Annotated in this window: 23 protein-coding genes, 3 pseudogenes and 1 other annotated feature; of the genes and pseudogenes, 13 read left to right on the top strand and 13 right to left on the bottom strand. The window is 51.9% G+C overall.

Translation table 11 applies throughout. The features are described from left to right. The 3 genes and pseudogenes from AC07U6_RS19910 to AC07U6_RS19900 all read left to right on the top strand — a co-directional run. On the top strand, window positions 1–138 hold a 138-nt coding region (locus AC07U6_RS19910), incomplete at its 5' end, for an integrase core domain-containing protein (RefSeq protein WP_494764833.1). A gap of 6 nt (window positions 139–144) precedes the next feature. Beyond that, window positions 145–255 (top strand): annotated as a pseudogene (locus AC07U6_RS19905) (transposase); the annotation flags it as partial. After that, window positions 225–548 (top strand): annotated as a pseudogene (locus AC07U6_RS19900) (integrase core domain-containing protein); the annotation flags it as partial. The pseudogenes AC07U6_RS19905 and AC07U6_RS19900, both read left to right, overlap by 31 nt. Before the next feature lie 462 nt (window positions 549–1010). On the opposite strand, the gene hha reads toward AC07U6_RS19900, so the two are convergent. The 3 genes from hha to AC07U6_RS19885 all read right to left on the bottom strand — a co-directional run bounded on the left by hha (window position 1011) and on the right by AC07U6_RS19885 (window position 2137). Next, a complete protein-coding gene (hha, locus tag AC07U6_RS19895) occupies window positions 1011–1229 on the bottom strand; it encodes a hemolysin expression-modulating protein Hha (RefSeq protein ID WP_105591157.1) in 219 nt (72 codons plus the stop codon). Between the two features lie 27 nt (window positions 1230–1256). Continuing rightward, the gene (tomB, locus tag AC07U6_RS19890) at window positions 1257–1637 is read right to left on the bottom strand and encodes an Hha toxicity modulator TomB (protein ID WP_494761781.1); all 381 of its coding nucleotides are present in this window, start codon (window positions 1635–1637) and stop codon (window positions 1257–1259) included. 173 nt (window positions 1638–1810) lie between these two features. Next, a complete protein-coding gene (locus AC07U6_RS19885; RefSeq protein WP_494761782.1) occupies window positions 1811–2137 on the bottom strand; it encodes a hypothetical protein in 327 nt (108 codons plus the stop codon). Between the two features lie 412 nt (window positions 2138–2549). On the opposite strand from AC07U6_RS19885, the gene AC07U6_RS19880 reads away from it, so the two are divergent. The 3 genes from AC07U6_RS19880 to AC07U6_RS19870 are packed head-to-tail and all read left to right on the top strand — an operon-like array spanning window position 2550 to window position 4982. After that, on the top strand, window positions 2550–3239 hold the full coding sequence (locus AC07U6_RS19880; RefSeq protein WP_494761783.1) for a metal ABC transporter ATP-binding protein: 690 nt from the start codon (window positions 2550–2552) through the stop codon (window positions 3237–3239). Beyond that, complete coding sequence (locus tag AC07U6_RS19875; RefSeq protein ID WP_494761784.1) at window positions 3236–4099, top strand: metal ABC transporter permease; 864 nt, start codon at window positions 3236–3238, stop codon at window positions 4097–4099. The genes AC07U6_RS19880 and AC07U6_RS19875 overlap by 4 nt, the downstream gene beginning before the upstream one ends. A 4-nt stretch (window positions 4100–4103) precedes the next feature. Then, window positions 4104–4982, top strand: a complete 879-nt coding sequence (locus AC07U6_RS19870) for a metal ABC transporter substrate-binding protein (protein ID WP_494761785.1) — start codon at window positions 4104–4106, stop codon at window positions 4980–4982. A 42-nt stretch (window positions 4983–5024) separates the two neighbouring features. Here AC07U6_RS19870 and AC07U6_RS19865 read toward each other — a convergent pair whose 3' ends face one another. The 5 genes from AC07U6_RS19865 to AC07U6_RS19845 form a co-directional block, all read right to left on the bottom strand. Continuing rightward, window positions 5025–6005, bottom strand: a complete 981-nt coding sequence (locus tag AC07U6_RS19865) for an LA_2272 family surface repeat-containing protein (RefSeq protein ID WP_494761786.1) — start codon at window positions 6003–6005, stop codon at window positions 5025–5027. A gap of 403 nt (window positions 6006–6408) precedes the next feature. After that, a complete protein-coding gene (ykgO, locus tag AC07U6_RS19860; RefSeq protein WP_071997379.1) occupies window positions 6409–6549 on the bottom strand; it encodes a type B 50S ribosomal protein L36 in 141 nt (46 codons plus the stop codon). A 10-nt stretch (window positions 6550–6559) separates the two neighbouring features. Then, on the bottom strand, window positions 6560–6820 hold the full coding sequence (locus AC07U6_RS19855; RefSeq protein WP_105590823.1) for a type B 50S ribosomal protein L31: 261 nt from the start codon (window positions 6818–6820) through the stop codon (window positions 6560–6562). Between the two features lie 120 nt (window positions 6821–6940). After that, window positions 6941–10090, bottom strand: a complete 3150-nt coding sequence (acrB, locus tag AC07U6_RS19850) for a multidrug efflux RND transporter permease subunit AcrB (RefSeq protein WP_494761787.1) — start codon at window positions 10088–10090, stop codon at window positions 6941–6943. Between the two features lie 16 nt (window positions 10091–10106). Continuing rightward, on the bottom strand, window positions 10107–11306 hold the full coding sequence (locus AC07U6_RS19845) for an efflux RND transporter periplasmic adaptor subunit (protein ID WP_494761788.1): 1200 nt from the start codon (window positions 11304–11306) through the stop codon (window positions 10107–10109). 140 nt (window positions 11307–11446) lie between these two features. On the opposite strand from AC07U6_RS19845, the gene acrR reads away from it, so the two are divergent. Then, window positions 11447–12088: a multidrug efflux transporter transcriptional repressor AcrR gene (gene acrR / locus AC07U6_RS19840; RefSeq protein WP_494764443.1), complete on the top strand. Its 642-nt coding sequence runs from the start codon at window positions 11447–11449 to the stop codon at window positions 12086–12088. Here the strand turns inward: acrR and rsmS are convergent. From rsmS to priC, 3 genes are read right to left on the bottom strand one after another with little or no spacing between them, the layout of a single operon-like run. Next, window positions 12085–12234, bottom strand: a complete 150-nt coding sequence (rsmS, locus tag AC07U6_RS19835; RefSeq protein WP_494761789.1) for a pleiotropic regulatory protein RsmS — start codon at window positions 12232–12234, stop codon at window positions 12085–12087. The two genes, acrR and rsmS, sit on opposite strands and share 4 nt — an antisense overlap. A 42-nt stretch (window positions 12235–12276) precedes the next feature. Next, entirely contained in the window at window positions 12277–12522 is a 246-nt protein-coding gene (locus AC07U6_RS19830) for a GlsB/YeaQ/YmgE family stress response membrane protein (RefSeq protein WP_494761790.1), read from the bottom strand. Between the two features lie 48 nt (window positions 12523–12570). Then, complete coding sequence (priC, locus tag AC07U6_RS19825) at window positions 12571–13107, bottom strand: primosomal replication protein PriC (RefSeq protein WP_494761791.1); 537 nt, start codon at window positions 13105–13107, stop codon at window positions 12571–12573. Between the two features lie 65 nt (window positions 13108–13172). Here priC and AC07U6_RS19820 point away from each other — a divergent pair, with 65 nt between their 5' ends. After that, entirely contained in the window at window positions 13173–13550 is a 378-nt protein-coding gene (locus AC07U6_RS19820; RefSeq protein WP_264546449.1) for a DUF454 family protein, read from the top strand. Between the two features lie 156 nt (window positions 13551–13706). Continuing rightward, on the top strand, window positions 13707–14258 hold the full coding sequence (gene apt / locus AC07U6_RS19815; protein ID WP_494761792.1) for an adenine phosphoribosyltransferase: 552 nt from the start codon (window positions 13707–13709) through the stop codon (window positions 14256–14258). Between the two features lie 253 nt (window positions 14259–14511). On the opposite strand, the gene AC07U6_RS19810 is transcribed toward apt, so the two are convergent. Then, on the bottom strand, window positions 14512–15054 hold the full coding sequence (locus tag AC07U6_RS19810; RefSeq protein WP_494761793.1) for an OmpH family outer membrane protein: 543 nt from the start codon (window positions 15052–15054) through the stop codon (window positions 14512–14514). A 474-nt stretch (window positions 15055–15528) separates the two neighbouring features. Beyond that, a pseudogene (gene bamA, locus AC07U6_RS19805) lies at window positions 15529–17606 on the bottom strand (outer membrane protein assembly factor BamA). A gap of 427 nt (window positions 17607–18033) precedes the next feature. On the opposite strand from bamA, the gene dnaX reads away from it, so the two are divergent. From dnaX to htpG, 4 genes are all read left to right on the top strand, one after another. Beyond that, the gene (dnaX, locus tag AC07U6_RS19800) at window positions 18034–19974 is read left to right on the top strand and encodes a DNA polymerase III subunit gamma/tau (RefSeq protein ID WP_494761794.1); all 1941 of its coding nucleotides are present in this window, start codon (window positions 18034–18036) and stop codon (window positions 19972–19974) included. Then, window positions 19310–19371: a sequence feature (DnaX frameshifting element), on the top strand. Its footprint overlaps the gene before it by 62 nt. Before the next feature lie 52 nt (window positions 19975–20026). Further along, window positions 20027–20356 (top strand): YbaB/EbfC family nucleoid-associated protein, encoded by a 330-nt coding sequence (locus tag AC07U6_RS19795; RefSeq protein WP_105590835.1) that lies wholly within the window; start codon window positions 20027–20029, stop codon window positions 20354–20356. Next, a complete protein-coding gene (recR, locus tag AC07U6_RS19790; protein WP_105590836.1) occupies window positions 20356–20961 on the top strand; it encodes a recombination mediator RecR in 606 nt (201 codons plus the stop codon). Before AC07U6_RS19795 ends, recR begins: the two co-directional genes overlap by 1 nt. 106 nt (window positions 20962–21067) lie before the next feature. After that, a complete protein-coding gene (gene htpG / locus AC07U6_RS19785) occupies window positions 21068–22936 on the top strand; it encodes a molecular chaperone HtpG (RefSeq protein ID WP_494761795.1) in 1869 nt (622 codons plus the stop codon). Window positions 22937–22955 lie beyond the last annotated feature (19 nt).

Here is a 22955-nt window from a genome sequence, read left to right as displayed (position 1 = left end):
GAAGTACGGGAAATCACAGAACGCTGGCTGACGGAATATAACAGCGAGCGGCCTCATGAATCCCTGAATAACCTGACACCGGAAGAATATCGGCTGATGGCTGAGAAACCGGAAATCTCAAAAAGTGTGTGGAACTAAAATGGGTCTGCTTACATTTACACCTGGCGCAAGAAGTATGGCGGTATGGAAGTGCCCGAGGTTAAGCGCCTGAAGTCGCTTGAGGAAGAGAACGCCAGACTCAAGAAGCTGCTTGCCGCGCACTGGATCAATGGGCCTTTGAGCATGGTGTTGAGTTGCGCTTAATCCAGCCGGGAAGGCCAACGCAGAACGGATTTATTGAGAGCTTTAACGGACGATTTCGCGATGAATGTCTGAATGAGCACTGGTTCAGCGATATCGTTCACGCCAGGAAAATCATTAATGACTGGCGGCAGGATTATAACGAGTGGCGTCCACATTCGGCACTGAATTATCAGACGCCATCAGAGTTTGCAGCACGGTGGCGAAATGGAAAATGTGAAGATAAACAAACCGACATTACTAACTGACGGTTGTATCTAATACTGGGGGCAGATCAGCTGGTCTGGAAAGTGCGAATCAGTGCCGGTTGCCGTGGAACGATTAATCAGTTGGGTTTAATCATTCGCTGGAAGTCTCACTGCTTGCCCGGATCGCTTATCCCGGTGCCTGTATCAAAGCAATACATAGCAGCTACCGACAGCAGCAGGGCACGATATGGGGAATTATCATCTTCAGGGCAGGCACGATAAAAGGATTGGACTCTACAAACAGGTAAGAGCACAGGTCTCAAAGATTATTTGTAAAATGCTGGGATTAATTAGGATTTAGTACGATGTCATACTCCTGGCAGACATCCATTCTGCGCATCAGCGGTCGATTCAATGAATCCTGATAGAATCTTTAACGGTGTACTACTGGTTGGACGTCGCCCGTTACGCCCTAACCAGCTCTGCCCACACTACTCTATTAAAATCAAAACCATTTAAATGTCAGCGTACAAATTTCCACACGGAAACGGGGACTTTATCATAAAGTTTATTCATGGTTAGTTCAGCAAGACGATGATCGGCTGCTGAATAAAATATAGCCAATTCGTCATCAGATAATTCGTACTTGTTCTTTTCAATCACGCGCTCGAGGGTGTCGATAGAACGACAACGTCTGAGGCGCATCAGATAATCAGTTTTAGTTAAAAGTTTGTCAGTCATCATTAAACCGTAAGGAGTAGTGGGTTACTAAAATGAATGGCTGGCCTGGGTTTGGCCGGGCGCACACTCTTCTGCAAAAATATTGAACAGGCGTTTTGCTGATTTTTGCCAACGCTGAAGGTCCTGTGCATTAATGCCGTAGTTGCTGAATAACATAAAAGTATCATCAAGATAATCATCAATCTGTCCAATCAGATCGGTATCATCGACGTGCTTGATTTTGTAATTCATAGTAAAAGCAGCAATGTGCTCAATCAGATCATTAAGCTGCAGGTTGATGGCAGAAGTAGGATCGTTGACCCAGCCGTGGTGGCTGTCACCTAACGTTGCCATACCTTCATCATACAGGTTTTCACACAAGAATTTCAGCTGTGCAATATCATGCCTTCTCGGTGAGTATTCGTCCATCTTTTTCCCCTCCATCGCTAGAAAAACATGCTTATTAACAGCACTTTTATACTCGGCAGGCCAGGAAGTAATAATTACTCTTCAAATGAAACATCTATTTAGAATATAACTTAGTTTCATTTTTTTGTTAACTAATTGACTGTTTATTACAATTCTTCGGACATAGAGTCCGGTTAGTTGTCTATGATATCAAACCGCAATGCACCATCTGAAAGCACAAAGTTGACTGAGCTATAAGTGGTTTCGTCTGAATCAATATCAAGACAGGCATTGAAGACGTTCCAAAGGAAACTATAGTTCATTGTATAACGCGATTGTCCCAGTTCTTCCAGGGAAATAACATTCAGACTATTCGGAACATAGCGAGCATTAGGGGAATACCAGATCAAATTGCCAACCAGTGCGCCCTCTATTTTAGGAATGTTCTGTTTAATTTCCTCTATTAACTCTAGTGGAGTAATGTCACTTTGACGATTTTTTAATGGTAAAGTTCTGTGCATTTTTCACCCTGAAGTTAATTGTTGCTAATAAAAATGATGCATTTTTACAGCTAAAGCCAATCTGTTGTCATTCTGGTTTAGCCTATCGTTATGATTTATCAATTGATTATTATTTCATGTCAGGCGTCTTTTTTCGAGTTGCTTCACGCTTGTTAAATTTTCTTTATATAAATCACCGAGCAGCACGTTACGGCATAATGTAATACTTAGATACATTTTAATCTTATCAATTCACCAATTTTAGCAGTAGATTTTCGTTATATTATAACATAATGAATGATGCTATGCGCTACCTATCCTCTCCTTTTTACCGATTCGGCACTCTGTTTAGTAGCCCTGCCTGGCTAAGAGCCTTGCTTACCCTCGTATTAGTCCTGCTGCTTATGTTGATGACAAAATGGGCGATTGTTTGATGATTACACTGAATAAACTCGTTGTTGGCTATCAACAACGTGCGGTCACCCCTGAGCTGGTTGGTGAGTTTACCCAGGGGAGTATGACGGCACTGGTCGGTGATAACGGCAGCGGTAAATCGACGTTGTTAAAAACGCTGTGCGGCATGATCCCCCCGGTAAGCGGCAGTATCAGCCTTCCATCTCCGCGCCCAACGATTGCCTGGCTACCGCAGCATGCAGAACTTGAAAAAACGTTTCCCCTCACTGTGTTCGATCTCGTGGCGATGGGCTTCTGGCGGCAGTGTGGCTGGTTCGGCGGTATTAATCGTCAGCAGAGGAAACAGATCCTTGAAGCCCTGGAACGGGTCCGTATGCTGCCATTTGTCCAGGCATCGCCGGGTACGCTTTCTGGCGGACAACTCCAGCGCGTACTGTTTGCCCGCCTGCTGATTCAGGATGCTGAACTGTTGCTGTTGGATGAGCCGTTTAGTGGCGTAGACAGCGATACCATTGCTCTGCTTATCGAACTGCTGGCGGAGCGCCATCGAGCCGGTTGTACGTTGATTGTCGTTCTGCACGATATGGCGACGGTGGCTAATCATTTCCCTCAGGTCCTGCGTTTGAAAGCGAATCATAGCGAATGGTCCTGCCGCAGCTGTGGTGTGACCGGGCTTAACTTTTCACGCAGCACAGGGGAAAGAGCATGATGCTCATTGAGCCTTTTATCGAATTTGGTTTCATGCGCCGTGCGCTGGTGGCCTGTGTCGCTCTTTCGGTTAGTGCAACGCCACTTGGCGTGTTTTTACTGCTTCGCCGTATGAGCCTGGTTGGGGATGCATTATCGCACGCAGTGCTTCCCGGTGCGGCAATTGGTTATTTGATCTCGGGGCTGTCTCTGGTGGCTATGGGCATCGGTGGCGTAATTGCCGGGCTGACGGTGGCTCTGCTATCCGGAGCGGTCAGCCGCTACACTCCGCTGCGGGAAGATGCCAGTTTTGCCGGTTTCTATCTTGGATCGCTGGCGCTAGGAGTTACGCTGGTTTCCCTGCGCGGCTCCAGCGTCGATCTGCTGCACGTACTGTTTGGTTCGCTACTGGCTGTTGATACGCCGTCAATTCTGCTGGTCAGCAGTATCAGCGGTACGACGTTACTGGTGCTGGCTTTTATCTATCGTCCATTAGTGATCGATGCTTTTGACTCAACGTTTCTTGCAGCACAAAACCGCTGGACCTCGCCGCTGGTCCACGGAATCTTTCTGATTCTGGTGGTGATCAATCTGGTTGCGGGCTTCCAGGTGCTAGGGACGTTAATGAGCGTAGGCCTGATGATGCTGCCGGCTGCCAGTGCCCGCTTCTGGAGTCGCCATCTCTCCGGCACTCTCACTGCCGCGATGCTGCTGGCAATAATTTCGAGTTTTAGCGGTCTTTGCGCCTCATTTTATCTCTCTCTGCCTGCCGGACCCGCCGTGGTTCTGAGCGCAGCAGTGCTGTTCTTTATCTCGATTTTATTTGGACCCTGCGGCGGTATTTTTGCCGTACGCAGAACATTGTCTATGGCGAAGGAGTAAAAATATGAAGAAGTTACCTTTGGTGCTGGCACTGTCAGCCCTGTTTGCCGCCCCGGCAGTGATGGCGAATACGGTACAGGCCGTGGCCAGTTTTAGCGTACTGGCTGATATCGTACAAAACGTTGGCGGTGAACATGTGGCGGTCAAAAGCCTGGTGGGGCCAAATGGCGATCCGCACAGCTTTGAGCCGACACCAAAGGACAGTCAGTCGCTGGCTCATGCTGATTTGGTGTTTGTCAGTGGCCTGGGGATGGAAGGATGGATGGATCGCCTGGTTACTTCTTCGGGCTATAAAGGGCAGACCATTGTGGCTTCCAGCGGAATTGATACGCGAAAAATGGAAGAGGATGGCAAAACAATTACCGATCCTCATGCATGGAATAGCATGCAGAATGGCGTGATCTATGCCACTAACGTCATGAATGCACTTATCGCTGCCGATCCAACGGATGCTACCTATTTCCGCCAGCAGGGCAACGCCTACATTGAACAGCTGAAAAAGCTGGATAGCTGGGCACAGCAGGAATTTGCGCAAATCTCTCAATCGAAGCGCAAGGTATTAACCAGCCATGACGCTTTTGGCTATTTCGGCCAGCGATATGGCGTCAGCTTCCTGTCTCCTGTCGGGTTTTCTACGGAATCTGAAGCCAGTGCATCAGATGTAGCCAGCCTGATTAACCAACTGAAGAAAGAGAAGATTAACGCGTGGTTTATTGAGAATCAGATCGATCCTCGCCTGGTCAAACAGATTGCCTCTGCCACCGGCGCGAAACAGGGTGGAGAACTCTATCCTGAAGCCTTAACGGAAAAGGGCGGGGAAGCAGATAGCTATGTAGCCGCGTTTAAACATAACGTTACGGCGATGGTTGTCAGTATGAAGTAAACCCAACAAGGCGGAGCGCCTGGCGATCCGCCTTGCCGTCAATCAGAATGAACGATGGTAGTTGACCAGTGGCAGCACCGGAACGGTGGCATTGGTTGCAATATTAATGATGCCAATTTGCAGTCCTTCGAGATTTTTGGTGGCGTTGACCAGACCAAACTGGAAGGACGTACTGTCGGAATAGTTAAACGCACCAATGTCGGCGTTGGTGGTCCCCGAAGAGGCGTTCACTGCGCCAAAGTTGAAACCGTTGACGTTATGGGCCACGTTGACCACGCCAATGTTTCCTCCCTGTACATCGTTTGTCATATTGACCAGACCAATGTTCGCCCCCTGCACGTTGTGCGACATGTTAACCGCACTGAAGTTGGCACCCACGGTATCCTGCGACAGATTATACAGTGGCGAAATGTTTAAACCGGTAACGTTACCCGAAACGTTGACCAGGCCGAGGTTCAGACCTTTAATATCACCCTCGCTCCAGTTACCAAGAGCACCAATGTTGACGCCTGTGGCGTTACCGGTATGGTTAAGAAGACCGACGTTAACACCAGTGCTATCACGCTGGGTCCAGTTAAACGGCGCAACGTTTATCCCCTGCATGTTGCCCGTGGTGTAGTTTCCAATCGCACCAAAGTTAATACCGCTCATATCGGCAGTTTGCGTTGCAACGCCCAGGTTAACCCCGCTGAACCGCTCTGCGCCACTGTACAAACCCAGGTTGAAACCGGCCATATCACCAACTTTGTTGGCAAGACCGATGTTCACGCCATTATCAGTACCGCCATGCCAGTTAAACAGACCAATAGCAACACCGTTCATACCGTTTCGAATATGTGAACCGGCAACGGCACCGATCTGCAACCCGTTGAGCTGATCCAGTTCGCCGTAACCAAGGATTGGCAGGTCAAAACCATTTACGGTTCCTGTATTGCTGTACAGGAAGCTGCCGTGAAAACCATTCACTTCGTTATCATCTGGCAGGTTATTGAATGAGGAGAGTTGAATCGGTGTTGAAGCCATACTGGCAGCGGAAAACATAACGCATGACAAGGCTAATGCTAATGTTGAACGTTTCATTTTGATATCCCTATTTAATTATGATGCGTAACATTATTGAATGACAGGGGGTCATATAATGTAGTGCCACTACACTTCAGCAATCGCCAAATATCGGAGTAATCAATGTGATACTGCGATGATGATGCTTCATATAAATTACTGATTTAACAAACATTTCTTTGACAAAAAATGCGCATAAACGCACCGTAAACGGAGGGCGTATTCGCATGGTAATCAGCTTAAATAGATGGATTTTCGAGAAAAAAATATTATTCAATGTGGAGGGGCTGGTGATTGAAAATAAAAAGACACAAAAAAGGCGAACCCTTTGATGATTCGCCTGGCACATTAAGTTCATTTTAACTTAGCGTTTTTTCTTTCTTCCCTGTACCGCTTTAAAGCGAGGGTTACTTTTACAGATCACAAATACCCGGCCGTGACGGCGCACGATTTTGCAATCCTTGTGGCGTTTTTTGGCTGATGCCAGCGAGCTTAATACCTGCATCGTAATTCCTTTATTTCTTCATAACGTTAAGAATGCCACCAAAACGCTGGCTGAAGCGCGCAGCGCTGCCCTCTTTGGCGAAGTCCTTCTGTTTACCGGTGTAGTAAACGTGTGAGGCGGAAGAAACATCCAGCGTCACATAAGGCATGACTTTGCCATCATGTTCGATGGTACGGTCGGTTTTAATGGTGGACCCCACCACAAAGTAAGCATCGGCCGTGGTGTCATGGAACACCACCTGACGGTAGGCAGGATGAATACCCTGTTTCATTATTCACTCCATTTGTAATGTTATACTATAACAATAGTATGCGCCGACGTTTTTGAAATTGCAACCGCAAAAAAAAGAGGCCGCACAGGGCGGCCTCTTAAGGATTTCGACAAGGGTCGATTATTTGTGATGCTCAACCGGGTGACTGTGCTCCAGTTCCTCTTTGTTCTTGCTAAAGCGACGGCGAACCACCACAAAGAACACGGGAACGAAGAAAATAGCCAGAACGGTTGCGGTAACCATACCACCCATTACGCCGGTACCTACGGCGTTCTGCGCGCCGGAACCAGCACCGGAACTGATAGCCAGCGGCAGTACGCCGAGGATAAATGCCAGTGAAGTCATCAGAATTGGACGCAGGCGCATACGTATCGCTTCCAGAGTTGACTCAATCAGCCCTTTTCCTTCCTTCTCCATCAGGTCCTTCGCGAACTCAACGATCAGGATGGCGTTTTTCGCCGATAGCCCTATGGTGGTCAACAGTCCCACCACAAAGTAAACGTCATTGCTCAGCCCACGCAGCGTGGTAAAGAGCAGTGCACCGACAACACCGAGCGGAACTACCAGCATTACCGAGAACGGAATCGACCAGCTCTCGTACAGTGCCGCCAGGCAGAGGAACACGACGATCAGCGAGATGGCGTACAGGGCAGGGGCCTGGTTTCCAGACAGACGTTCCTGATAGGACATGCCGGTCCACTCATAGCCGATACCCGTTGGCAGTTTAGCCGCCAGCTCTTCCATCAGGTTCATGGCATCACCCGAGCTTTTGCCCGGTGCTGGTTGGCCCAACAGCTCCATTGAAGGCAAGCCGTTATAGCGTTCCAGACGCGGCGAACCGTAGATCCACTTACCGGTGGTAAAGGTGCTGAATGGCACCATTTCACCGCTGGTTGAGCGCACATACCAGTTACCGATATCGCTCGGTAACATACGGTAAGGTGCTTCACCCATTACGTACACTTTCTTCACACGACCACGGTCAATAAAGTCGTTAACGTATGAGCCACCCCAGGTTGCGGCCAGCGTGGTGTTGATATCAGAGAGTGATACCCCCATTGCGCGGGCTTTTTCCTGGTCGATAGTCAGTTTGTACTGAGGGGTATCTTCCAGGCCGTTAGGGCGCACGCCAACCAGCGTATCCGGGTGCTGCTCAATCATGCCCAAGAGCTGGTTACGAGCTTCGGTCAGTTTTTCATGACCCAGGCCGGCTTTATCGGTCAGCTGGAAGTCGAAGCCGGTAGCGGTACCCAGCTCAACGATTGCTGGCAGGTTAAATGGAATCACCATGGCATCTTTAATTGATGACAAGGCTCCCATCGCTCTGGCGGCAATGGCCGGTACTTTATTGTCTGAGCTGCTTCGTTCATCCCAGTCCTTAAGACTGATAAACGCGATACCGGTGTTCTGCCCACGTCCTGCGAAGCCAAAGCCATTAACGGTAAACACGGAGTTCACGTTAGCTTTTTCTTTGGTCAGATAGTAGTCAGTCACCTGGTCCAGCACTTTCTGGGTTCGTTCCTGAGTGGCACCAGCAGGGAGCTGAGCCATCGTCAGCAACACGCCCTGATCTTCTTCAGGAAGGAAGGAGGTAGGCAGACGCAGGAACAGGAAAGCCATGCCGACGACGATCAACAGATAGATAACCAGATAACGTCCGGTACTGCGAACGATATGGCCTACGCTATCCGTGTAGTGCTGAGTACTCTTATCAAACAGACGGTTGAACCAGCCAAAGAAACCGGTGGTTTTACCGTGATCGCCTTTAGCGATCGGTTTCATCATCGTGGCGCAAAGTGCTGGAGTCAGGATCAGTGCGACAATCACCGACAGCACCATCGCGGAAACGATGGTTATCGAGAACTGACGGTAGATAACCCCCGTTGACCCGCCAAAGAAGGCCATTGGGATAAATACCGCAGACAGCACCAGGGCGATACCCACCAAGGCACCCTGTATCTGGCTCATCGATTTTCGCGTGGCTTCCTTCGGCGGCAGGCCGTCTTCAACCATCACTCGTTCAACGTTCTCGACCACAACGATGGCGTCATCTACCAGCAGGCCTATCGCCAGCACCATAGCAAACATCGTCAGGGTGTTTACCGAGTAGCCGAAGGCGCTGATAATCGCAAATGTACCCAGCAGTACTACCGGTACCGCGATGGTCGGAATCAACGTAGCGCGGAAGTTTTGCAGGAACAGATACATCACCAGGAACACCAGCACGATCGCTTCAACGAGCGTTTTAACCACTTCATTAATCGATATTTTAACGAAAGGCGTAGTGTCGTACGGATAAACCACTTTCAGGCCGGACGGGAAGAACGGTTCCAGCTTGGCCAGTTCAGCTTTAACGGCAGAAGCTGTGTCCAGGGCATTTGCACCGGTCGCCAGCTTAATCCCCAGACCAGACGCCGGCTTACCGTTGAAACGGGCGATGATTTCATAGTTTTCCCCGCCCAGTTCGATCTGCGCAACATCTTTCAGACGAACCTGCGAGCCATCGGTATTCACCTTCAGCAAAATATTGCCGAACTCTTCAGCCGAAGTCAGACGCGTCTGTGCAATGATTGAGGCGTTAAGCTGTTGCCCCTTCACCGGCGGTGACCCACCAAGCTGACCTGCCGCGACCTGGGAGTTCTGCGTATTGATTGCGCTGATTACATCCACTGGCGTTAGCTGGAAGTTATTGAGTTTATGTGGGTCCATCCAGACGCGCATCGCGTACTGCGCACCGAACAGCTGCGTATCGCCGACGCCCGGCACACGACTGATCGGGTCTTTAACGTTTGACCCGATGTAGTCGGAGATGTCGTTCTGCGTCATGGTGCCGTCTTCGTTAATGAAGCCGGTAACCATCAGGAAGCTGCTGGAGGATTTCTGAACGCGAATACCCTGCTGCTGTACTTCCTGCGGCAGCAGTGGCATAGCCAACTGCAGCTTATTCTGTACCTGAACCTGAGCGATATCGGCATTGGTACCGGACTCAAAGGTCAACGTCAGCTGCAACGTACCCGCTGAGTCACTGCTTGAGCCCATATACATCAGGCCGTCAATGCCGTTCATATTTTGTTCGATAACCTGCGTGACGGAGTCCTGCAAGGTTTTCGCGTCAGCACCTGGGTAGGTTGCAGAGATCTCAATTGCCGGCGGCGCAACGTTAGGATATTGCTCAATCGGCAGTTTCAGGATCGACAGTGCGCCCGCCAGCATAATAATGATGGCGATAACCCAGGCGAAGATCGGGCGATCGATAAAAAACTTAGCCATGAATCAGTGGCTCCTGTTAAGACTTGCTTTGTTCAGACTGCGCCTGAGGCTGAGCTGCGGCTTTGGAGCTGTCTTCGCTAACTTCCTGTGGCGTTACGGCCACACCTGGTCTTACACGCTGCAGCCCGGTCACAATCACTTTGTCACCGTCTTTCAGTCCACCAGTAACCAACCACTTGTCGCCAATGGCCTGATCGGCAGTCAGATTACGCACTTCAACCTTGTTGTCCGCACCAACGACCATTGCCGTAGCCTGACCAGTTGGTGTACGGGTCACGCCCTGCTGTGGAACCAGTAGCGCATTTGGGTTGGTACCTTCATCCAGACGTGCACGAACAAACATGCCCGGCAGCAGACTGTGGTCCGGGTTAGGGAACACGGCACGCAGCGTGATAGAACCGGTGGTTTCATCGACGGTGACATCAGAGAATTCTAATGTACCGTTCTGCCCGTACTCGCTACCATTCTGCATCAACAGCTTGACTTCAGCTTTACCGTTTGCCTGCTGCAGCGTGCCGGCATTCAGTTCATTGCGCAGACGGATAAAGTCTTCGCTTGACTGAGTGACATCGACATAAATCGGGTCCAGCTGCTGAACGGTAGCCAGAGCGGTAGTCTGACCACTGGTCACCAGCGCACCTTCGGTAACGGATGATTTACCAATACGACCACTGATAGGTGAAGTGACCTTGGTGTAAGCAAGGTTAATGCGAGCACTTTCCACAGCGGCCTGCGCGGCCTGTACCGCTGCTGCGGTTTGGCTTTGCGTGGCAACCGCCTGATCATAGTCCTGCTGGCTGATGTACTTTGTACCCAGCAGAGGCTTGTAGCGTTTTACGGTCAGACTGGCAATTTGTGCATTGGCCTGGGCCTGAGCAAGATCGCCCTTCGCGCTGTCCCATGCGGCTTTGTAGCTCGCCGGGTCAATTTGATAGAGGGATTCACCCGCCTTAATGTCGCTACCTTCAACAAAATTGCGCTTCAGAATAATGCCAGAAACCTGCGGGCGAACTTCTGCGATACGGAAAGATGAGGTACGACCTGGCAGGTCGGTAGTAATTTTTAGTGGGGCACTTTTCAGCGTGACGATACCCACTTCAGGTGCCTGTTGTTGCCCAGCCTGTTGTTGCTCTTTGTTGTCGCATCCTGTCAGAACCAGGCTGCCTGAAAGCATCAGAACGGCTGCCAGAGGCGTTAGCCCTCTGTTTATGTTCATAAATAAACCTCGAATGTCCGGTATCGATTGTTCAATGGATCACAAACCCATAAACCCATTGCTGCGTTTAAATTATGGTCGTGCTATGGTACATACATTCGGAAATGTATGTAAATCTACCATTTTGTAAAAACCCCACTATGGCACGAAATACCAAACAGCAGGCGCAAGAAACGCGCAATCACATTATCAATGCAGCGATCGAACGCTTTTCAGACGTCGGCGTTTCCAAAACGTCGCTGGCTGATATTGCCGCTGCCGCTGGCGTGACACGGGGGGCAATCTACTGGCATTTTAAAAATAAAACTGATTTGCTAAACGAAATCTGGGCACAGTCCGATTCCGTTATGGCGGATCTGGAAATAGAGTATCAATCAAAATACCCTGCGAATCCACTGTCTGTTATGCGAGCAATGATACTGTATGTCTTTGACGCGACAACCAGCGATCCGAGAAGACGGGCATTGATGGAAATTATTTATCACAAATGTGAATTTGTGGGTGAAATGGCCACGCTGCAGTTGATGCAGCAAAATCTCTATCTGGAATGCTATGAAAAGATAGAGGATGTTTTAAAACAGTGTATACAGGCAAAACAGCTGCCGGAAAACCTCAATACTCCGCGTGCTGCAATTGTCATACGTGGCTACATCAGCGGAATTATCGAAAACTGGCTGTTTATGCCGGAAAGCTTTAACCTTGCCGAAGATGCGCCGCAGCTGGTCGATACGCTGGTGGAGATTCTGGTACATTGTCCAACATTGCGCCATCCTGGCCGCTAAGCTTTTTCGGCAATCTTTCGCTCGAAGTCCCGCTGAACGATAGCCAGCGCAGCCAGAACCGTTTCCGCATCCAGCTGATTTTCCTCCAGTAGCATAATGAGATCAACGGCCAGTTTGACTTCTTCTGGGGCATTTTCCAGCGACATCACTACTCCTTATTTTCTGCTCTGAGACGATAACAATACTGTTCAGATGCGCAAAATTTTAATAACGACTCCCATCACCAACGCGCCTGCCAGTGCAATCAGTTCTGAACGCACATCCATCAGTGCCAGCGTACCAAAACCAAAATAGCTGCTGATATAGCCGCCGATTAGCGCACCTATCGTGGTCAAAACTAGCGTTGCAGCTCGTCCCCCGGGGCGGCCGGGAAAATAGCGCCGAATGAAAATACCGACCAGTAACCCAATGATAATCCAGGAAAGCAGCCCCATTTTACCTCTCCAGCCAGATTGTGCTGTTAGTATAGTTCGCCTTAGCGGCTAACGATCGCGTTCGCGATTTTCGATACTGCGCTCAATGCGTTTTAGCGCCTGCATACACCGCTGCAGGCGGCCTTCCAGTGCGGCAAGTTCGCGCTGAAGCTGCTGCTGTTGCGCCAGCGTCTCCTGACTGGCCAACAGACTTTCACGATCGGCGATCATGGCACGTAAACGGCGCTCGAAATCCTGATGCTGGGAAAGTTTCTCATACAGATTTTCCTTTTCGACCACGGGCTCGGCTTCGCGGCTACGCAGAGTCTGGGTGGCCAGTTCGCGCTGTAATGCCCCCATCTGTAGCACCACGCGCTCAGCCATCCAGGCAACGCGCTCGGCGCGATTGTCCTGCACGCTTTGCTTTAACTGCATCATCGTCTGCTGCACTTCCAGCAGATAATCCCCCAGCCGGGTGGAATGGCCATGAAACAGCTGATGGTCAAAACGCGCTTTTGCCGTGCGCTGATTGGCGTGTGGCTCCACGGCACTAGCCAGCTGTGCCAGCTGCGTATCCAGCTGCTGCAGTAAACCTGCACTTTTCATGTTCTTCTCCGTGACCACAATCGCGATATGATAACCTGTTTACGACATTTTTTTACGGGTGCACGATGCAACGTTATATTTTATTGATACTTGGCTGGCTGGCGATGGTACTGGCGACTCTCGGAGCTGTTTTACCACTGCTGCCGACAACGCCGTTCCTTCTACTGGCAGCCTGGTGTTTTGCCCGCTCGTCGCCGCGTTTCCATCACTGGCTGCTTTATCGTTCCGTATTTGGCCGCTATCTGCGTCACTGGCAGCAGCACCGCGCTATGCCACCCGGCGCAAAAAGTAGGGCGATAGTTTTTATCCTGCTGACCTTTGCTTTTTCACTGTGGATGGTAAAAATTCTTTGGGTTCGTCTGATGTTACTAGCGATCCTGTGCTGTTTATTAGTGTTTATGGCCCGTCTTCCGGTCGTTGAGGAAGAGCAAGAAAATCGCTGATTTTCTTAAACGCGGTTGCAATTGTTCGGCGGTTTGCATAGATTTGGTCGTTTTCGTGCGTGGCTTCCCTCCTTCGTTAGAATTTCACCCGACCGTTCCGCGGCTGGTGGAGATGAAGCTGCGCGAGTCAGATTTGTATTTACCAGGCATAACATTATGACCGCGACTGCGCAGCAGCTAGATTTTCTTAAAAACAGTATCAAAAGCATCCAGGACTATCCAAAACCGGGTATCCTGTTTCGAGATGTCACCAGCCTGCTGGAAGACCCGAAAGCGTACGCGCTGAGCATTGAGCTGTTAGTTGAACGCTACCGTAACGCGGGTATCACCAAAGTTGTGGGTACGGAAGCACGTGGCTTTCTGTTTGGTGCACCCGTTGCACTGGGACTGGGGGTGGGTTTTATTCCCGTGCGTAAGCCGGGTAAATTGCCGCGCCAGACTTTCTCTGAAAGCTATGAGCTGGAATACGGCACCAATCGTCTGGAACTGCACTGCGACGCTATCCAGCCGGGTGATGTTGTGCTGGCGGTGGACGATCTGCTGGCGACCGGCGGCACCATTGAAGCGACAGTTAAACTGATCCATCGTGCCGGTGGTACGGTGAAAGATGCCGCTTTTATCATCAATCTGTTTGACCTGGCTGGCGAATCACGCCTGAAGGCGCTGGGGCTGGATGTTTACAGTCTGATAAACTTCCCGGGTCACTAGTCAGTCCGGTGGGCGGCCATCGCTGGCCCACCTGTATATTTCGCCGGTATTGGCGATGATAGCCCAGGCGAAAAATCGCTTTCGTACCCGTCAATCGTTTGCTGAAGCCCCCGGGGTTGTTTTCGCGCTTTTCACAGCTGCTGCTGTCGGTTCGTTTGCGTTTGGCTGCGCATTTCCAACGGGTGGAGAATGCTCTTTTTTCTGACTCTCACTATTTTTTTGCCCGGTAGCTGCAGGACTACTGGAATTTGCTTCAACCTTTTTCTTCTCCAGAGGGGGAAACCGGCCTGATTGCCGGAGGTTGGTTGATCTGCAGCACCGGTAATTCAGCAAAGGTAATCTGTCGCTGATCAACCGCAGCCAGGATTTCATCAGTACAATCCAATTGCTTATCGCTACTGACCAGCGCCAGCTGAGCCGGGAAAATAGCGCCGATGTTATGTTCCTTACGCCACTTTTCTGCTTCCTCGTAAATGATTTTTTTCAGAGCATCGCTAACCCCGCGTTCTTCCACGCTAAACTGCCTGACCAGCGTTTCCTCGGCGTTACTGAAGACCCGCTGCTGTTCCTCTTCAGGCGCGTTCTGGTAACTTCTGTGTAAATCATCCATGCCCTTCTGAAAGCGCCGATCGATAATGCTGAGATGCTCACGCCCGGCCTTTCCTGGGGCTGACTGAGCAATAATTTTTTCTACATCCAGCAAAGCAATTCTTTCCGGAACGCCCTGATGCTGATGAAAAATATAACCCACGGCCACAATCAACAGGACGCTCAGTACCGCACAAAGTATTTTCATTCGGTGTTCTCACTTAATCTGTAAATGACCAGCGGCAGGGCTGGCAGGAGTAAATGGCTGACAGCACTCAAACCCGGTGCAGGATGTTGTACCGGGCGAATCGTGAAATTGATGTACTGGTGGGGCAGGTCATAGTCAATTTCCTTTTGACGTTATTGGCAGGACCAAATCCTTAAGATATTACCCAATCCATTTTTGAGAAGATGTCTTCCCAAAATCTGGCGCTATGATGCATATTCTATACGCTTTTTTTTAGCTTTTAGTGTGTTGATAATTATATTTCACTTATTTTAAGCAAAAATAAAGGCCACCGGCGAAGGTGACCTTTGATTTACTTTATAACAACGATGGTGAGGAGTTTGCTCGGAACTCTATCACGGAGAGATAATACTATTCTGTTAAGTAATGAATCTGTCAGCGATAAATACGATCGGGTAATATTTTTGTAATTTCCTACAATTTAAATATCGCCGATTACCATGTTTTACAAATATTGAACTGGAACTGTTCTGATTTATCACCGTTATACTTTTTCAGCGGTAGCGCGTAGGAAAAGACCAGCGGGCCAGGCGGCGATTGCCACTGAACGGCCAGACCGGATGAGACGCGAACCTGGGACGGATCGCCGTAGTCTTTAATCCCGGCGGCTTCGGTCTGCTCGGTGTTCTGCCACTGGGTATCCCATACCGTTCCGGCGTCAACGAACAGCGAAGTGCGCAGCGAACTGGCATAGCGGTCGCCGATGAACGGCGTGAGCAGGATCAGTTCGGCACTGACGATAGCCATCGCATCGCCGCTCACCGCGTCGGTTGATTTCTCTACCGGGCATGCGCCGTAGCTGCTCTCACTGCCGTTACAGCGGTAGTACACCGCCTTCGGTCCGATAGTATTCGACGAGAAGCCGCGGACGGTACTTGAGCCACCGGCGTAGGAATTATCATAGGAGGGCACGTCGCTGCCGTCCAGGCCGCCCGCGTAGCCCAGCTTGGGGCGGGTCAGCAGTACCCATTTGTGGCTTTTGCTCAGCGGCAGATAGGCGCTGGCATTCAGCGTGTTTTTAAAGTAGCTGCTGCTGGGGCCTGGCAGGGTGATTTTGCTGGTAAAGCTGGCGCTGACGCCGGAGGCCGGGAAAAACCCCCGATCCAGCGAGTTATCTTCGGCGCTGTAATCGTTATAGAAAAACTTGCCGCCGAGGCTGATGCCGTCCACGGTGAAATAGGGCTCGGTTGCGGAGACTTCAACATAGGTCTGATAGTCGTTTTTGGTACCGCTGAAGCTGACGCTGTGACCGGTGCCCAACCAGTTATCCTGTGTCACGCCCGCGGACCTGGGAGCTGATGCCGGGGATGCGCTGCGTCTCCGCTTCCACGCTTTCAAAATAGCCCAGCCGGTTAAGTCGCTCTCCGCCCTGTTCCACCCGATGGCTGCCCAGCCATGCGCCTTCCATCTGGCGCATTTCTCGCCTGAGTACCGCATCGCGCGAGGTGTCATTCCCGCTAAAGATAGTATGGCGCACGGTAAAGCGATTGCCGGCATCGACGTTAATTCGCTGTTTGATGGTTTTCGTTGCGTCATTGAGCTCAGGCTGAGTCTGAACCCGAGGTCAGGCGTAGCCGAAGCGCCCGAGCAGTGTCTTTATCTCATCCTCAATGCGCGTGACCCGGGCCGCGCTGTAGGTTTCACCCGGCGTGATGTGGGCAAGCTCTTCGATCTGCGCGGAATACCCGGCAAGATTACCGCTGACCTCCGCTGAAGACAGGGTATAGCGCTGGCCTTCGGTGAGATTAACGGTCATTAATAATCCTTTTTTATCCGGCGTTATGCTGATTTGCGTGGAATCGACGGAAAAACGGGCGTAGCCGCGATCGAGGTAGAAGCTGCGCAGCGTTTCGATATCGCCTGCCAGCTTTTGCTTTTGATATTTCCGATCGCCGACCAGGTTCCACCAGGGCACCTCGTCGTGCAACTGGAAGTGTGAAAGCAGCGCGTCGGTGCTGAAGGCCTGGTTACCGATCAGGTTGATTTGCTGAATTTTAGCGGAAACGCCTTCAGTGAACACGAGCTTCAAACGACGCGGTTGCGCGGCAGCGGTGTAACAACCGCTTTAACATTGGCGCTGTATTTGCCCACGCTGAAGTAAAAATCCTCAAGCCCTTTTTCAATCGAGGTTATCGTCGTGCGATCCAGTGCTTCCCCCACGCGCACACCGGATACCTCCAGGTTTTGCGTCAGCATGTCATCTTTAATCGCTTTATTCCCGGCGAAGGTGATAATGGCGATGGTAGGCCGCTCTTTGACCTGCACGATTAACGCCGTGCCATCGCGAAGTACCTGCACATCCTCAAAATTGCCGCTGGCAAACAGGGCGCGCACCGTTTCGCTGAGATCCTGCGGAGAAACCGTATCGTCCGTCCGCACCGGCATATTTACCAAGACGGCACCGGGTGTCACGCGCTGCAGCCCGCTGAAGGTAATATTTTTACCGTAAAGTCATCTGTACCGTAGGCAGCCAGGCTACTTAATAAGAGCAATCCAGGAAAATTCTTTTTCATCGGGTTTCTGTCAGGAACCTGTATTGAAATAAGGGGAACACAATAGAATTAAATCGTGTCAGTAAGTGGCCGTTGCGTTTGCCATGCCGACTCTGTTGATAACTGACTGTATTTTATTTTTTTGATTCCCTTATGTTTGGCTGTTTTCAAAAAAATTACATTCTGACGAGGCTTTTTTTACAGAGTGGAGAGCGGCGTTTTTTTGATCTTTATTTTTCGGAAAATTAACTCTGTGAGTTTTTCATCATTAAAGCGTAAATAAACTGCCTGATTTATTTTGAATAAAAGAACATCTATTGGCGTTGGCGGATTCATCCGGTTTTGTCAGCGCACCCCGCATCGGGAACTATCCGACAGGAACCGCGACGGGCAGGAGAGGATTCTGTTATAGTATCTTCTTTTGATTCAGAACAATGATGAAGTCCGAATGAGCTATCAGGTACTGGCCCGTAAGTGGCGTCCACAAGCGTTTACTGAAGTCGTTGGTCAGGAGCATGTCCTGACCGCGCTGGCTAACGGTCTTTCGCTGGGCCGTATCCATCACGCTTATCTGTTTTCCGGCACCCGCGGCGTTGGGAAGACGACGATTGCCCGTCTGCTGGCCAAGGGGCTGAACTGCGAAACCGGCATTACCGCCACGCCTTGCGGCCAGTGTGATAACTGCCGTGAAATCGAACAGGGTCGCTTTGTTGATCTGATTGAGATCGATGCCGCATCGCGTACCAAAGTCGAAGATACCCGTGACCTGCTGGATAATGTGCAGTACGCTCCGGCGCGCGGGCGCTTTAAAGTCTATCTTATCGACGAAGTTCACATGCTCTCGCGCCACAGTTTCAACGCGCTGTTGAAGACGCTGGAAGAGCCGCCCGAGCACGTCAAATTCCTGTTAGCCACAACCGATCCGCAGAAGCTGCCGGTGACCATCCTGTCGCGCTGCCTGCAATTCCATCTGAAAGCGTTAGATCAGGATCAGATCCGGGGCCAGCTTGAGCATATCCTGCAGGTTGAGCAGATTTCCGCTGAAACGCGGGCACTGCAGCTGCTGGCGCGCGCCGCCGACGGCAGTATGCGTGATGCGCTCAGCCTGACCGACCAGGCTATCGCCATGGGGCAGGGTGCGGTCACAACGGTGACGGTGAACGATATGCTCGGCACGCTGGATGACGAGCAGCCGCTGGCGCTGATTGAAGCGCTGGTCGATGCAGACGGCGCGCAGGTGATGGCGCTGCTCAACCAGGCGGCCTCGCGCGGTGTGGAGTGGGAAGCGCTGCTGGTTGAAATGCTGACCCTGCTGCACCGGATTGCTATGGTGCAGCTGCTGCCCTCGGCGCTTGGCGAGGATATGGCCACGATTGAACAGCGCCTGCGCGAGCTGGCGAGAGTGTTGCCACCCGCTGACGTGCAGCTCTACTACCAGACGTTGCTTATGGGGCGCAAGGAGCTGCCGCTGGCTCCGGATCGCCGCATGGGTGTTGAGATGACGCTGCTGCGTGCGCTGGCCTTTCATCCTAAAGCGGTGATTGCTGAACCCGTTGCCCGGCCGGCTATTATCGCTCAGTCTGTACCTCAACCTGTCCCTCAGGTTCCGCTGGCACCGCCATCTCAGCCAGCAGCCGCGCATACTATTCCAGATGCGCCGCCGCCTCAGGGATTGCCTGATACCACCAGCCAGCTGCTGCAGGCGCGCACTCAACTGATGCGCCAGCAGGGAGCAACCAAACCAAAAAAGAGTGAGCCGGCGGCGCAGGGTGCGCGGCCGGCCAGCTCTGCACTGGAGCGTCTGGCAGCCGCAACCGAACGTGGGCAGAAGCGCCCGCGACAGGATGCTGCACCCGCTGCACCGGTAAAAGAGGAAGCGTACCGCTGGAAGGCGCAGACGCCGAAGGAAGAGGTGAAAGCGGAGCCGGTAGCCACGCCGAAAGCGCTGCGCAGCGCGCTGGAACATGAAAAAACGCCGGAGCTGATCGTCAAACTGACGGCGGAATCGCTGGAACGTGATGCCTGGGCGGCAGAAATTGCCACCCTGACCATGTCACGGCTGGTGCAGCAGCTGGCGCTGAATGCGTGGAAAGAGGTGACGGACAGTGGCGTTTGTCTGCATCTGCGTTCCAGCCAGCGGCATCTGAATTCCCCGTCGGCGCAGAAGGCGTTGAATGATGCACTGAACAACGCCGCCGGTCATCCCATTGAATTAACCGTGGTGGAAGATGATAATCCGGCGGTGTTGACGCCGCTGGAGTGGCGGCAAAAAATTTATGAAGAGAAACTGGCGCAGGCGCGCCAGTCGATTATCGCGGATAATAATATTCAGACGCTGCGACGCTTTTTTGACGCAGATGTTGATGAAGAGAGTATCCGCCCTGTGTAACCCGCCGCATCACCGTTTTGTTGGTGTGGCCTGAGCGAAAGAGAGAAAACTTATGTTTGGTAAAGCCGGATTGGGTAACCTGATGAAGCAGGCCCAGCAAATGCAGGACAAAATGGCGCAGGTTCAGGAAGAGATCGCCAAAATGGAAGTGACCGGTGAGTCCGGTGCCGGCCTGGTGAAAGTGACTATCAACGGCGCGCATAACTGCCGTCGTGTAGAAGTGGACCCAAGCCTGCTGGAAGATGACAAAGACATGCTGGAAGATCTGGTTGCTGCGGCATTTAACGATGCGGCTCGCCGCGTTGCTGAAGCGCAGAAAGAGAAAATGGCCGCCGTGTCTTCCGGTATGCAGTTGCCACCTGGCTTCAAGATGCCGTTCTGATGCAGACCAGCCCGCTCCTTGAAGCACTAATGGAGTCGCTGCGTTGCCTGCCGGGCGTTGGGCCAAAATCGGCCCAGCGCATGGCTTTTCAACTGCTGCAACGCGATCGCAGCGGTGGTATGCGCCTGGCGCAGGCTCTGACTCGTGCGATGTCTGAGATTGGGCACTGCGCAGACTGCCGGACCTTTACCGAGCAGGAGATTTGTACCATCTGCGCGAACCCGCGTCGCCAGCAGAACGGTCAAATCTGCGTAGTGGAAAGCCCGGCGGATATTCATGCCATTGAACAGACCGGGCAGTTTTCCGGCCGTTACTTTGTGCTGATGGGCCACCTTTCACCGCTGGACGGTATCGGACCGGGAGATATCGGCCTGGATCGTCTGGAGCAGCGGCTGGAAAAAGAAACCATTCAGGAAGTGATCCTCGCCACCAACCCGACGGTAGAAGGTGAGGCAACCGCTAACTACATCGCCAGCCTGTGCGAACAGTATGGCGTGGAAGCCAGCCGCATCGCGCACGGCGTGCCGGTCGGCGGCGAGCTTGAAATGGTCGATGGCACGACGCTGTCCCATTCACTGGCCGGGCGCCACAAGATTAAATTCTGACCATTCAAACGGCACGAGTTTTCGTGCCGCCTTGAAAATCCAGCGCCTCTCCCCCATCTCTACCCTCAACGTTCATCAACCTGTTTTAGTTGAGGTAGCAATGACCATGAAAGGACAAGAGACGCGTGGCTTCCAGTCAGAGGTGAAACAGCTTCTGCACCTGATGATCCACTCACTCTATTCAAACAAAGAAATCTTCCTGCGTGAACTGATCTCCAACGCCTCGGACGCCGCCGATAAACTGCGCTTCCGCGCATTATCCACCCCCGATCTTTACGAGGGTGACGGCGAGCTGCGCGTACGTGTTTCTGTCGATAAGGAAAACCGTACTCTGACGCTGAGCGATAACGGTATCGGTATGCGTCGTGATGAAGTCATTGAAAACCTGGGCACTATTGCCAAATCCGGCACAAAATCCTTCCTGGAATCCTTAGGTTCCGATCAGGCAAAAGACAGCCAGCTGATTGGCCAGTTCGGCGTGGGCTTCTACTCGGCGTTTATCGTTGCGGATAAAGTCTCCGTGCGCACCCGTGCTGCCGGCGCTGCCGCTGATGAGGGCGTATTCTGGGAATCCGCAGGCGAAGGTGAATACACCATCGCGGATATCACCAAAGAAGATCGCGGTACCGAAATTACGCTGCATCTGCGTGAGGGCGAAGACGAATTCCTCGACGTATGGCGAGTGCGCAGCATTATCAGCAAGTATTCCGATCATATTGCGCTGCCGGTTGAGATTGAATCCCGCAACGAAGAAGACGACACCACCAGCTGGGAAAAAATCAACAAAGCCCAGGCGCTGTGGACCCGCAGCAAGTCTGAAATCAGCGAAGACGAATACAAAGAGTTTTATAAGCACGTTGCTCATGACTTCACTGACCCGCTGACCTGGAGCCACAACCGCGTGGAAGGTAAGCAGGAGTACACCAGTCTGCTGTATATTCCGGCTCAGGCGCCGTGGGATATGTGGAACCGCGATCACAAACACGGGCTGAAGCTGTATGTGCAGCGCGTCTTCATCATGGATGACGCCGAGCAGTTTATGCCGAACTATCTGCGCTTCGTGAAGGGGCTGATCGACTCGAACGATCTGCCGCTGAACGTCTCCCGTGAGATCCTGCAGGACAGCCGCATCACTCAGACTCTGCGCAGTGCGCTGACCAAACGTTCTCTGCAGATGCTGGAGAAGGTCGCGAAGGATGATGAAGATAAATATCAGAAATTCTGGCAGCAGTTCGGTCTGGCGCTGAAAGAAGGCCCGGCGGAAGACAGCGCCAACATCGAAACCATCGCGAAACTGCTGCGCTTTGCCTCAACCAGCAGTGAAGGCCCGGCGCAGACCGTATCGCTGGAAGACTATATCAGCCGCATGGTGGAAGGTCAGGAGAAGATTTACTTCATTACCGCCGATAGCTATGCCGCGGCTAAGAGCAGCCCGCACCTGGAGCTGTTCCGCAAAAAAGGCATCGAAGTTCTGCTGCTCTCCGATCGCATCGACGAATGGATGATGAGCTACCTGACCGAGTTTGACGGCAAGCCGTTCCAGTCCGTCAGCAAAGCCGACGATGCGCTGAGCAAGCTGGCCGACGAAGAAACCGAAGAGCAGAAGGAAGCCGAGAAGGCGCTGGAGCCGTTCGTTGAGCGCGTGAAAACGCTGCTGGGCGGGCGTGTGAAAGAGGTGCGTCTGACTCACCGTCTGACCGATACGCCGGCCATCGTCACCACCGACGCTAACGAAATGAGCACTCAGATGGCCAAGCTGTTTGCCGCTGCGGGCCAGGACGTGCCGGACGTGAAGTATCTGTTCGAGCTGAATCCGGATCACGCGCTGGTTAAACGCGCTGCCGATACTCAAGATGAAGCGCGCTTCGCCGAGTGGATCGAGCTGCTGCTGGATCAGGCACTGCTGGCCGAGAAGGGCTCGCTGGACGATCCAAACCAGTTTATTCGCCGCATGAACCAGCTGCTGCTGGGCTAATCATCGAGCAGATGAACTG

Source organism: Erwinia sp. GW821-FHT03D09 (assembly GCF_059420805.1).
The sequence above is the reverse complement of the archived record's forward strand: the minus strand, read 5'-3'. Positions and strand labels throughout refer to the sequence as shown.